The organism is Puniceicoccus vermicola (genome assembly GCF_014230055.1).
Lineage (GTDB): Bacteria > Verrucomicrobiota > Verrucomicrobiia > Opitutales > Puniceicoccaceae > Puniceicoccus > Puniceicoccus vermicola.
This window is the reverse complement of record NZ_JACHVA010000083.1, coordinates 1-11766: the sequence shown is the minus strand read 5'-3', so window position 1 is coordinate 11766 and position 11766 is coordinate 1. Positions and strand designations below refer to the sequence as shown.

10 protein-coding genes and 1 tRNA gene are annotated in these 11766 nt (G+C 57.8%); 6 read left to right on the top strand and 5 right to left on the bottom strand.

Annotated elements, in window-relative coordinates; genetic code table 11:
• Positions 1-43 precede the first annotated feature (43 nt).
• On the bottom strand, positions 44-790 hold the full coding sequence (gene dapB / locus H5P30_RS10710; RefSeq protein ID WP_185692944.1) for a 4-hydroxy-tetrahydrodipicolinate reductase: 747 nt from the start codon (positions 788-790) through the stop codon (positions 44-46).
• Positions 791-1740: 950 nt separating this feature from the next.
• On the opposite strand from dapB, the gene H5P30_RS10705 reads away from it, so the two are divergent.
• From H5P30_RS10705 to H5P30_RS10695, 3 genes are all read left to right on the top strand, one after another.
• On the top strand, positions 1741-2655 hold the full coding sequence (locus H5P30_RS10705) for a tyrosine-type recombinase/integrase (protein WP_185692943.1): 915 nt from the start codon (positions 1741-1743) through the stop codon (positions 2653-2655).
• A 210-nt stretch (positions 2656-2865) separates the two neighbouring features.
• Positions 2866-4587 carry a TrkH family potassium uptake protein gene (locus tag H5P30_RS10700; RefSeq protein ID WP_185692942.1) on the top strand — a complete coding sequence of 574 codons (1722 nt, stop codon included), beginning with the start codon at positions 2866-2868 and terminating at the stop codon, positions 4585-4587.
• Positions 4584-5255: a potassium channel family protein gene (locus H5P30_RS10695; protein ID WP_185692941.1), complete on the top strand. Its 672-nt coding sequence runs from the start codon at positions 4584-4586 to the stop codon at positions 5253-5255. The genes H5P30_RS10700 and H5P30_RS10695 overlap by 4 nt, the downstream gene beginning before the upstream one ends.
• Before the next feature lie 175 nt (positions 5256-5430).
• Here H5P30_RS10695 and dgt read toward each other — a convergent pair whose 3' ends face one another.
• The 3 genes from dgt to H5P30_RS10680 form a co-directional block, all read right to left on the bottom strand.
• Complete coding sequence (gene dgt / locus H5P30_RS10690; RefSeq protein ID WP_185692940.1) at positions 5431-6735, bottom strand: dGTP triphosphohydrolase; 1305 nt, start codon at positions 6733-6735, stop codon at positions 5431-5433.
• A gap of 33 nt (positions 6736-6768) precedes the next feature.
• Positions 6769-7752: a malate dehydrogenase gene (locus tag H5P30_RS10685; protein WP_185692939.1), complete on the bottom strand. Its 984-nt coding sequence runs from the start codon at positions 7750-7752 to the stop codon at positions 6769-6771.
• 256 nt (positions 7753-8008) lie between these two features.
• Positions 8009-9232, bottom strand: a complete 1224-nt coding sequence (locus H5P30_RS10680) for an MFS transporter (protein ID WP_185692938.1) — start codon at positions 9230-9232, stop codon at positions 8009-8011.
• A 116-nt stretch (positions 9233-9348) separates the two neighbouring features.
• Here H5P30_RS10680 and tal point away from each other — a divergent pair, with 116 nt between their 5' ends.
• The 3 genes from tal to H5P30_RS10665 all read left to right on the top strand — a co-directional run bounded on the left by tal (position 9349) and on the right by H5P30_RS10665 (position 11014).
• Entirely contained in the window at positions 9349-10305 is a 957-nt protein-coding gene (tal, locus tag H5P30_RS10675; RefSeq protein WP_185692937.1) for a transaldolase, read from the top strand.
• Positions 10306-10310: 5 nt separating this feature from the next.
• Positions 10311-10841, top strand: coding sequence for a gamma carbonic anhydrase family protein (locus tag H5P30_RS10670; RefSeq protein ID WP_185692936.1), 531 nt, complete (start codon positions 10311-10313; stop codon positions 10839-10841).
• 83 nt (positions 10842-10924) lie between these two features.
• Positions 10925-11014: transfer RNA gene (locus H5P30_RS10665), tRNA-Ser, on the top strand.
• A 280-nt stretch (positions 11015-11294) separates the two neighbouring features.
• Here the strand turns inward: H5P30_RS10665 and H5P30_RS10660 are convergent.
• Positions 11295-11766: transposase (locus H5P30_RS10660; protein ID WP_185691582.1), on the bottom strand; the 472-nt coding region annotated here is incomplete at its 5' end.

Below are 11766 nucleotides of genomic sequence, written 5' to 3'. Positions count from 1 at the left end.
TGCCCTTCGCCAAGGAGTGGCGAAGGGCTGGAGGAAAAATCGATCAGTCTTCAGTGCCGTCGGTCAGACCGAGCACTTCGCCCATGCGGTAGATGCCGGGCTTCTTGCCAGCGACCCATTTGGCGGCCGTCAGGGCGCCCCGGGCAAAAATGGAACGGTCTCCGGCGCTGTGGGAAAACTCGATGCGCTCGGATGGGCCGGCGAAGACCACCGTGTGCTCGCCGACGACGCTGCCGCCGCGCAGAGCATGCACGCCGACCTCTTGGTCCGGGCGCTCTCCGGTCAGGCCCGAGCGGCTGCGCAAGGCGGCTTCCGGTTCCCACTGGCGTCCTTCGAGAACGGCCTCCAGCAGGTTTTCCGCCGTTCCGCTGGGAGCGTCCTTCTTGTGGCGGTGGTGCATTTCGACGATTTCCGGGTGATAGCTCTCCGGGAGGAGCTTGGCTGCCTGACGGGTCAAATGGATGAGCAAATTCACCCCAATCGAATAATTTCCGGCCCAGACCATCGGAATCTTCTCGGCGCAGGCCTTGATCCGCTCCGTCTCTTCCGGAGTATGTCCGGTCGTCCCGATGACCAAAGGCTTGCCCTGCGCGGCGCACTCTTCCGCCAGGTCGGGAGTGCTCTCATGCGAGCTGAAATCGACCACTACGCCGCAATTGGGAAGATGTTCGACGGGGTTGGAGCCGATGTCGCACTCGGCAACGATGCGGCAACCTTCTTCTTCGGCCACCGCCGCAATCGCTTGTCCCATGCGCCCACGAGCGCCGTTGAGGAGAATAGGCATAGTCATACCTCTCACCGTACCGTCGCGGGTTGGGCATTCAACCCCAAATAGAAGAACGATGGCATCTCGAAAGGGCGATCGCCCTTCCGTTCCACCTTTCTTTCGCATTGTAGAGGAACGGCGAGAGCCGTTTCTTCCTCGTTGGTTGGTGGAGTAGGAGTTCTACAGTGGACACTCGAAATGGCGATCGCCATTCCGCTCCACCTTTCTTTCGCATTGGAGAGGAACGGCGAGAGCCGTTTCTTCCTCGTTGGTTGGTGGGGTAGGAGTTCTACAGTGGGCACTCGAAATGGCGATCGCCATTCCGCTTCACCTTTCCCTTCGCATTGGAGAGGAACGGCGAGAGCCGTTTCTTCCTCGTTGGTTGGCGGGGTAGGAGTTCTGCAGTGAGCACTCGAAATGGCGATCGCCATTCCGCTCCACCTTTCCTTCGCATTGGAGAGGAACGGCGAGAGCCGTTTCTTCCTCGTTGGCTGGCGCCGCAGGAGTTCTACAGCGGACACTCGAAATGGCGATCGCCCTTCGGTTCCGCGTTTCCTTCACATTGTAGAGGAACGGCGAGAGCCGTTTCTTCATCGTTGGCTGGCGGGTCAGGAATTCTGCAGTGAGCACTCGAAATGGCGATCGCCCTTCGGTTCCGCGTTTCCTTCACATTGGAGAGGAACGGCGAGAGCCGTTTCTTCCTCGTTGGTTGGTGGGGTAGGAGTTCTGCAGCGGACACTCGAAATGGCGATCGCCCTTCCGTTCCACCTTTCTTTCGCATTGTAGAGGAACGGCGAGAGCCGTTTCTTCCTCGTTGGTTGGTGGAGTAGGAGTTCTACAGTGGACACTCGAAATGGCGATCGCCCTTCGGTTCCGCGTTTCCTTCACATTGGAGAGGAACGGCGAGAGCCGTTTCTTCCGGAGCAAAATCTCAAATCGACACCGGCCATGCATTCTGGATGATAAGCGAAAACATGAGCGAAGAACTGGCAGAAAAGAAGATCCCGGAACTGGAGTCCTTTCTGTCTCATTTGGCTGGGGAGCGGCGGATGTCGCCAGCGACGATCCGCAATTATCGGCTGGCGGTCGGGCGATATCTCGAATGGTTGGGCGAGTCGAAATCCTGGAGTGAAGTCGAACCCCGGACGGCCCGCAGCTACGCGATTGAACTACAGCGCTCCTATTCGCGTCGCACGTTGCACAATCGGGTGGCCGGAATTCGGGCCTTTTATCGCTATCACCGTGAGCGGCAGGCGGTGCCCCGCAATCCGTTTTCCTCACTGTCGCTCCCCAAGCTGGAGAAAAATTTGCCCCGATTCCTGACCGAGACCCAGATCCGGCTCTTTCTCGAGGGGCCGATGCGCTTGCTCAAGGAGGAGTCGATTTCCGATTTCGAGGCCTGGCGGGATCGGGCTGCACTGGAGCTTCTCTACGGAGCGGGGCTGCGTATCAGTGAACTCGTGGGGGCCGATGTTGGTAAACTGGAACTGGGCCGCGGGTTAATTCGGGTTTTGGGAAAGGGGAATAAGGAACGAATTGTCCCCATCGGTAAAGTCGCTTCTCACTGTGTGAAACAGCACCTGCACCTCAGCCATCGTGAGGGAGCACGCTCTGGGCCCGTAGTCATCCATGCCTCGGGCAAAGGCGTTTCGACGAGGTGGCTGCAGCTCCGGATGAAAAAATACCTCGCTCTCGCCGAGCTTCCGCAGGATTTGTCTCCTCACAAGTTGCGTCACTCGTTTGCGACCCACCTTCTCGACGGCGGGGCCGACATCCGCAGTGTCCAGGAGCTTCTGGGCCATGCCAGTCTTTCCACGACCCAGATCTACACCCATACGAGTATCGGCCGTTTGCAGGAGGTTTACCGGCAAGCCCATCCGCGGGCGTAGGTCCGGCCAATGGTCACAATATGGACGAGAAGAACGGGATGGTACGGCTATGGTCGGTTATTCGGTTGACCTGGATCTGGAATCGTTTCGGTTTTGAGGACCACATTGAACGCAACTGATCCAGATCTCGAGGAGCCCCAAGCTGTTCCGACGAAAAGGTGGACCCGACGGGCGTCCGGATCGCCTCTCGATCGTGGTTTTGGGGCGGTTTTGACTTTCCTTCCTCTGGTGGGAGTCGGATTGATTCTGGCCCTAATCGGCTGGCCGCTTTCTGCGGATTCGGAAACGCTTCTCATCGCTGTTTCCCGGATCGTCGCCGGGGTCTATGGAGCTGCGGTTTGGTTGCGATGGATCCTGATTGAGGGACCGCATTGGCAGAGCTGGCGGGGTTATGTCTTCGGGCTCGGATTCGCGCTGATCATCTTGCTGAGTGCCATCTTCGAGAACTCGATCGGGAGTCTTCTTTCCGGACAGGCCGAGGGGGGGCAGTTTCATACTTGGCTCATCGCGCTGGCGGCCCTGCAACAAATTCTGGCCTTGATGAGTCGGTTCAGTGACTGGATTCCGGTGTTTGAGAACAGTTTTCTCAGCCGAGCGAGTCCAGGACTGGTTCTCGTCTCGACTTTCCTCCTTCTCATTGGAATGGGGACGGCCCTGCTGAAAATGCCGAATGCGACCGTCGATTCGGTCTCTTGGGTCGATGCCCTCTTTACGAGCACCAGTGCGGTGTGTGTGACGGGCCTGATCGTGGTCGATACGGCGACGGCCTTCACTCCGCTGGGGCAGGGGATCATTCTCCTACTCATTCAGCTCGGAGCCTTCGGGTTTGTGACCCTGACCTTCTTTCTTGCCGTTCTCTCGGGGCAAGGCTTTAGCGTGAGCAGTCGCGTCTTCCTCGGGGATCTTTTGAGCGTGGAAAATATGCGAACGCTTTCGACGACCTTGATTACGATCGTCGGTCTGACCGTTGGCTTCGAGATTCTTGGGGCGATCGGGTTGTATTTTCTCTGGGGTCCCGCACTGGGCGGGGGTGAAGGGGCTTTGTGGGACTCGGTTTTTCACTCCATCTCGGCGTTCTGCAACGCGGGATTCTCCACCTTTTCCGATGGGCTTGCCGACGAGAGGGCCGTCTACGCGCTCGATGTCCAAGCTATTCTTATGGCGTTGATCGTTTTGGGCGGGATTGGGTTCCCGGTCCTGCTCGAGGTCATTCGGCTCTTGCGCCGAATGATGCGTCCTTCCGAGCGTCACCGTCGCGGGCATATGATCACCCTGCATACCCGGCTGGTCCTCATGCTCACTCTTTTGCTGATCGGCGGCGGTGCCTTGCTCCTGTGGGCCGGCGGGGGCGCCCGCTCTCCGAGTGACCCGACTGGGGGTGCCTGGGAGGCCTTGTTCAATTCGATCACAGCCCGGACGGCTGGGTTCAATATCAGCGACATGAGCGCTCTTCCTGCCTCGTCGACTGCGATCATGATCCTCCTCATGTTCATCGGCGGTAGTCCGGGTGGGATCGCCGGAGGCATCAAGACCACGACCTTTGCCATGGCGATCCTCAATCTTGGGCGGATCCTTCTCGGGCGGCGTGATGTGCAGATGTTTGGTCGGCGTATCGAAGATATTGTGACGAATCGAGCCTTTGCGGTCGTGCTGATTTCGATTCTCTGGGTCTTCTTTGCCACAACTCTAATTCTCTTCCTTCAGCCGGAGCTGACGATGATGGACACTCTCTTTGAGTGCGTGAGCGCCTTCGCCACGGTGGGACTTTCCCGCGGGCTCACGGGCGAATTGACCGGTCTCTCGAAGTTTGTCATCATCCTCACTATGTTTGTCGGACGCATCGGGGTCCTCAATTTCTTCTTCTCCATGCTGCTGGTGAAGCCGCAACCGGTTTGCCTGCGCTATCCTCGTGAACGCATCATCATTGAATGACCATGAAATTTGCTGTCATCGGACTCGGCCAATTTGGCTACCACCTCGCAATCGAACTGGCCTCGGAAGGTCATGAAGTCATCGCGGTCGACATCCTCGAACGTCAGATCGACGCCATCCGGGATCAAGTGGCCCACGCGGTCATCGCGGACGCCACCGACTCCAAAGCCATGGAGCAGCTCTCGCTCCACGACTTGGATGGAGTCTGCGTGACGACGGGGGAGAATCTGGCCACTTCGCTCGAGATCACCGGGATTCTTCAGGAAATGGGAATCGGGAAACTCTACTGCCGGGTCCTGAGCCCGATGCACGAGCGAATCCTGCGCCTGATGAAGGTGGAGCATATCGTCCAGGCCGAGGCCTTGGCGGCGAGCCAGCTTGCCAAACGCATGGGCATTCGCGGTGCGACGCGTCACTTCTCCCTGACCGAAGAATTTTCCATTGTCGAATTGGAGGTGCCTCCATTTTTCGTGGGGAAAAAACTCTCCGAGGCCGATCTGCGGGGGAAATACGGGATTAATCTCGTCACCGTCAAACGCCCGGTGCCGGATAAGGATCACGAGATGCTCGGAATCCCCAGTCCCGACCACGTCTTTCAGGAAAACGAGGCTCTGGTCGTCTTCGGGCTGGAGGAGGCGATCAAGGCCTTTTCCGGCCGGAAGCGTTAAGTCTCTCTGGAGCGCATGCCTTCAGGCTGCGTCGCGTGTGGCTCTCAACCACGCACTTGTCGTCAGGCAATTCACCGGAGCGCTCGCCTTTAGGCAGCGCCGCATGTGGCTCTCCGCCGTCGAGACCAAGGCTTAAGCCTTCGCACTACTTTGGATTCGGGGTGAGTGTCCCTGCTCAGTTAATATCCAGAATCGAGGCGAAGTCCGGGTCGAACCACTTCTTGTAGTAGCGCACGGCTTGACCGTCGGTCAGTCCTGAGAGGAAGTCAGAGACGAGGCGGGCGCGTTCGGCGTCTCCTCCAGCGTTGCGGAAGAGTTCATGCTCGTGGTCCGAGACCAGCTTGAGGCAGCGTCCAGTGGTCTTCGCCGAGTAGTTGTCCATAACCGCTTCGAAGAGATCGCCGAGGAGCCGGCTTCCCTTGAACTCGATTTGCTGGATGGTCGTCGATTGGAAAATGAGGTCGTTCGCGATCCGCTTGTAAAGGTTGGCTTCGCGGCGGGAGGCGGGGTCGATGTCGAGGCGGAACCGGTAACGATTCGTCCGGTCAGAGAAGGGGCCTTCGGATTCAACAATGCGGGTTGCGTTGATGAAGGCACCAACCTTCGATCCGAACTTGCGCTCGTAATAGCCTTCCCGGATCGAACGCTTGAGTTCGTCCAGAAGCTTGAAATCACTTTCGGAGAGGTCGTCGACTTTTTCCGCCCACTTGTCGACGGTGTGCTGGGTGATGTAACGCGCTTCGATCCCATCGACAATGTCGTTGAGAGAGTAGGCGGCATCGTCGGCCCAATCCATAACCTGACACTCGATGCTGCGCACCTTGTTCAGATTCGGGAAGGAGTCGAGTTCACCGGGAACGAGGCCGGAGCCTAGGGCGAAATCGCGGACCTGTTCCTGGTCGTCGTAGATGAAATGGTTTTCCGGATGGGTGCCGGATTCACGGAAGCGCTCTCGATAGAGCTGCTTGTATTTAAGAACCCCGTCGAGGAAGGCCCGGGTCGGGTTCATTCCTTCGCTGCCCTTTTCGCGGGCGTAAATGAGGCGGGTCAAAATGCGGAGGGTCTGGCCATTGCCTTCAAATCCACCAAAGCCGGACATCAGTTCATTCAGCTTGCGCTCGCCGATGTGGCCGAAGGGTGGATGACCCAAATCGTGGGAGAGACAGATCCCTTCGGTCAGGTCCTGATCGAGGAAGAAGTCCTTCTGGAGAACCGGGGAGCTGTAGGTGAGATAATCGCAGATGGAGCGACCGATACGGGCCACTTCCATAGAGTGGGTCAGGCGGGTGCGATAAAAGTCGAACTCGCCGGACTGGAAGACCTGAGTCTTCGATTGAAGACGCCGAAAGGCGTACGAAAAGACCACGCGGTCGCGGTCGATGGCGAAAGGGGACCGGTGGTCTTCCGGGGGACGTTTGCCCCCCGGAAGAGTTTCCCGGTCAAAATCGCCATAGAAGCGGTTTTCCTGCCAGCTATGCATAGATGAAATGTTGGGTTGGCAGGTGCCTGTCTCTTAGAGGAGGCCCTTGACGAGATCGTGTTCGGTGGCGAGTTCGTCCACGGAAGCGTCGATCTTGGCACGGCTGAATTCGTTCACGGGCACGTTCTCGGCCACGCTCCAGTTTGTTCCGTCGGAGACGATCGGAAGGGAGGTGATGAGGCCGGGCTTCGTGTCGTATTCACCCTTCGAGCAGACGGCGACGCTGTTCCAGTTACCCGGAGCGGTCGGCGTGGTCAAGGAGCGGACGGTGTCCACGACGGCGTTGGCTGCCGATGCAGCTGAGGAAGATCCGCGAGCCTTAATGATGGCGGCGCCGCGTTGTTGGACGACGGGGATAAAGGTGTCCTTGAGCCAGCCTTCGTCATTGATGACTTCAGCGGCTGGCTTGCCGCCGATCTTCGCGTTGTAGAAATCCGGATACTGGGTAGCGGAGTGGTTGCCCCAGATGGTCATGTTGGTGACCTCGGTGGAGTGGACGCCGGCCTTCGAAGCGAGCTGGGTGATCGCCCGGTTCTCGTCGAGGCGGGTCATGGCGAACCAGCGGTCCTGCGGAATGCTCTTCGCGTTGTTCATGGCGATGAGGCAGTTCGTGTTGCAGGGGTTCCCCACGACTACGGTGCGAACGTCGGAGGCGGCGTTTTTCTCAATTGCCTGGCCTTGTCCGGTGAAGATCTTCCCGTTGATGTTGAGGAGATCTCCGCGTTCCATGCCGGCTTTCCGGGGAACGCTGCCCACGAGGAGAGCCCAGTTTACGTCCTTGAAACCTTCGTTGAGGTCGCAAGAGCCGCGCACGTCGGCGAGTAGGGGAAAGGCGCAGTCGTCGAGCTCCATCATGACACCTTCGAGGGCGCCCATGGCTGGTTCGATTTCGATGAGGTTCAGCGCGACCGGTTGGTCGGGGCCAAACATGCTACCGGAAGCGATCCGAAAGAGAAGGGAGTAGCCGATTTGACCGGCGGCTCCAGTGACTGCGACGCGGATGGGTTTTTTGCTCATTTTTCTAGTATTCTGATGTTTGACAAAAAGAGGCAACCTTTCTCCTCCGATTTACTCCTGAGATCAATACTAATACTGGGTATTCGAAAAGTTAGAGATACTTCTCAAGGGTGATTGTCCGCTCAGAGGCCAATGGCCTGCCATCACGGAGGGGCCGACTCATTGTTGCCGGCTGCAGTTTTTTGAGATACCGTCCAAACGAGTGGCATCCGTGCGATTAAATGACTTCGGACCGCATCGGTCCGGCTAGCCGCTACTACGCCCGGACGTCCCGGCCGGAAAAGATTGCGGCGATCTCCGGTTTGCGCAGGAGGCTGAAAAACATCAGGCCCGAGAGCGTCAGAAGGCTGAGGCTGAACCAGCTCAGAGTCTGCGGGCTAGCGATGGGGAGGAGTGAATAGGCGAGGATCGGCGAGAGGACGCCGCGCATCCCAGTGAGGCTCATGTGCACGCTCATGTATTCGGAGACCCGGTCGTCGGGGGCGATGCGGGTGACCCAGAGGTTCCAGGCAAGGTTACCGCCGCCCATTCCGAGTCCGAAGAAGACCGAGCCCAGCCCAACGCTCCAGACCGAGGAGAAGTTGAAGTAGCAGAGAATGGCCAGGAAGAGGAGTCCGTTGATGAGGATACGGTAGGCGAGGAAGTTCATCCGCTCGAAGATGAGGCCGAAAACCTTGAGACCCACGATGCGGGCGAGCGCGAAGAGGACGACGGTGATGAAAATGACCTGGCTGTTCGGCAGGTCGAAGCCGTATTTGGGATTGGCCAGAATCTCGACACGCAGCGGGAGAAGGGAAAGGTTGGCGAAGCCGAGGATCATCCAGGCGAAGAGCATTTTCGCGAAAATTGGGTCCTCGCCGATCAGCGAATAATTGCCCCACCGCTTAGGGCTGCGGATCTGAATCGGTTCGCTCGGAATCCGGAGAACCGCGAGGGAGCAGACCAGAGCCGCCCCCGCCATGAGGAGGAAAATGGATCCAAAGGATTCGGGGTGGTAGTCGAGATATTCCCCGCCAAAGTAGCTGAGAATCGCCCCGACGATGGCCGCGACGATAAAGGTGTTGGAGACCAGTCGTCCCCGGTCCCGGTGACTGTAGTTCTTGGCGTAAACCGCGACGAAAAGGCTGGGGATCTGGGCCAGCAGGGCGTTGGCCCCGAGAAAGGTGAGGGTGAAGATCCAAAGCTCGCTGGCTTGGGAGGCGACCGCATAGCCCACGGCGGCTGCGAAAAAACAGAGAGCCCCGGATCGGCTCGCCGAAAGGCGGGTGCGGGCGAAGACCAATTGCCCAAAAGGGGCGAAGAAGAGCCCGAAGGCGATCCCGGCGCTGAGGAGCCCCTTGACCATATCCGGCGCGTCGAAGTAGCGAATCGCCGCGAGAAGTCCGAAGGAAAGCGCGCCGACTTCGAGGATGCCGCCAAACGCTCCCCGAATCAGGTCATAGCGATACGTCAGTTTTTTGAGGGCCTCTTGTTGATACACCGAATTACCCTGAACTTCTCCCGCATCCAGGGCAACTGTGGAGGAAACGTTTCAAATTCCGATTTTCCGCTCTCCAGTGTTGTCAACCTGCGGAGGTCACTCCATGCTAAGCATTCATGAACTCTCTCGAACAGCTCAAGCAATTCACCACCGTTGTTGCCGATACCGGCGATTTTCAAACCATTCAGGCTTATGAGCCCCAGGATGCGACGACGAATCCCAGCCTGATCCTCAAAGCGATTGGTAAGCCCGAATACGATTCGGTGGTCGAAGAAGCGATCAAGGATGCCGCCGAAGAGCAAAACGGAAATGGTCCGGACGTGGAAGCGGTCATCGATCACCTCCTCGTGCGTTTCGGAATGGAGATTTTGAAGATCGTCCCCGGCCGGGTTTCGACCGAGGTGGACGCTCGTCTTTCCTTCAACGTGACCGGCAGCATCGAGAAGGCGAAGGAATTGATCCGCCTTTATGAATCCAATGGCATCAGCCGCGACCGGATTCTCATCAAGCTCGCTTCCACTTGGGAAGGTATCGAAGCCGCCCGTCATCTCCAGAAGGAAGGCATCCACTGCAACATGACGCTCCTCTTTTCGTTGGCCCAGGCCATCGCCGCTGCCGATGCCGGAGCGCAGCTGATCTCCCCCTTTGTCGGACGCATCCTCGACTGGTACAAGGCCGCCGAGGGCAAGGACTTCAGCCCCGAAGAAGATCCGGGCGTGAAGAGCGTGCAGGAAATTTACACATATTATAAGAAGTTCGGTTACGAAACCGAAGTGATGGGCGCCAGCTTCCGCAACACGGGGGAAATTCTCCAGCTTGCCGGTTGTGACCTGCTCACCATCTCCCCGGATCTCCTCGAAAAGTTGAAGGACTCCGACGAGAAAGTGGAGCAGAAGCTCTCCGAAGAGGCCTCACTCAACGAACCGATCGAAAAGATCGAAGTCGATGAAGAGACTTTCCGCTGGATGCTCAACGAAGAACCCATGGCTACCGAAAAACTCAGCGAAGGCATTCGCAAGTTCGGTGCGGACATGAACAAGGTCCGCGAAGAGATCCGGAAGCGGATCGGTTGAATTCAATGACAGTATCGGAACGACTCGCACGCCATTTAGACAAAACCCCGGTCATCCCGGATAGTTGCTGGGTAGCCGGCACCGCCAGCATCTACGGGGACGTCGTCCTCGGAGAGCGCTGTAGCGTCTGGCCCTCGGCCGTGATCCGCGGGGATATCAATGAGATTCGGATCGGGGACGATTCGAACATTCAGGACGGGGCGATCGTCCACCTGGCGGACGAGTTCGGGGCCTACCTCGGCAAGCGGGTGACCGTGGGCCATGGTGCCATCGTGCACGCCTGCGAGATCGGCGATGACTGCCTGATCGGCATGAATGCGACGGTCTTGGACGGCGCGAAGGTCGGCCCGGGCTGCATCATCGGCGCTCACGCTCTCGTCACTCAGGGCATGGTCGTGCCGCCGAACTCCATGGTTCTCGGCACTCCTGGGAAGGTCGTCAAAACCCTCCCTCCCGAGAATCAGGAGTATTTGGCCAAATGGGCGTTGAAATACGTCGACGTCTCCCGCGGCTTCAAAGAGCGGGGCTTGAGTTGATTTCCAGAATCAAGGGATAAAAATCTCCCGAAATTTTTATTGCTTCTCCCCCAGATAATGGAGAAGTTCATCGTTTTGGCCAAGGAGAGGTGACAGAGCGGCCGATTGTGCATCCCTGGAAAGGATGTGTACCGGAAACGGTACCGAGGGTTCGAATCCCTCCCTCTCCGCCAAAGGCGGCCATCGCGAAGCGATAATTTAACAACAACGATTCGGACCGAAGGTTCGTACCCGAGGAGCGTAGCGACGACGACCCGCGCAGCGTCAATCCCTCCCTCTCCGCCATCCGGCGGCCTTCGCGAAGCGAAAATTATCAAACCCGGATGAGAACCGCAGGTTCGTACCCGAGGAGCGTAGCGGGGTCTACCCGCGCAGCGTCAATCCGGGTCTACTCCAAAGTTTGGGGACCGGGCATAATTTGTGATTATTTTTCTTTAGGATTATTGTGTGTGTTCATTGGCACTGAGCGAGGACGCGCAGTCGGTAATTTTCAAAGTTTCTGAAGCCGAAGGCTCTTCTTTGGATGAGTTTCATTTTTCTGTGGAAGCCTTCGGTGATGGCATTGTTTTTGGTAAATCGCCACATGGTGGCGATGGGCTCGATCCATTGTTGGAGGGTCTTGGCGAGGGTTTTGAGTTGTGCAAAGCCCTGTTGTTGTAGTTCTTCGATATGTCGATAGAGCTCTTTGGCATTTGATCGACACTTCTTTGCTGTGCAGGACTTCTGGCAGAGAAGGGAGTGGATTTGCCATCGTTTGAGATAGAGGGGCTCGAGGGTTGGGTGCTTGTCGAAGAGTTCCTGACGGCGTCGGATCTGTTTTTGCGAGAGGCGCCCGGGTCGGGTTCGCAGGATCGCCAGGAGTCCGCTGTTGCGGGTAATCTCGGGAGCAATCTCACGGCAAAGGCCCGTGAAGTGATGAGCGAGT

Bases quoted from the DNA above. Each gene is read 5' to 3' on its own strand.
- dapB (WP_185692944.1), bottom strand. From the start codon at position 790: ATGACTATGCCTATTCTCCTCAACGGCGCTCGTGGGCGCATGGGACAA.
- H5P30_RS10705 (WP_185692943.1), top strand. From the start codon at position 1,741: ATGAGCGAAGAACTGGCAGAAAAGAAGATCCCGGAACTGGAGTCCTTT.
- H5P30_RS10695 (WP_185692941.1), top strand. From the start codon at position 4,584: ATGACCATGAAATTTGCTGTCATCGGACTCGGCCAATTTGGCTACCAC.
- dgt (WP_185692940.1), bottom strand. From the start codon at position 6,735: ATGCATAGCTGGCAGGAAAACCGCTTCTATGGCGATTTTGACCGGGAA.
- H5P30_RS10685 (WP_185692939.1), bottom strand. From the start codon at position 7,752: ATGAGCAAAAAACCCATCCGCGTCGCAGTCACTGGAGCCGCCGGTCAA.
- tal (WP_185692937.1), top strand. From the start codon at position 9,349: ATGAACTCTCTCGAACAGCTCAAGCAATTCACCACCGTTGTTGCCGAT.
- H5P30_RS10670 (WP_185692936.1), top strand. From the start codon at position 10,311: ATGACAGTATCGGAACGACTCGCACGCCATTTAGACAAAACCCCGGTC.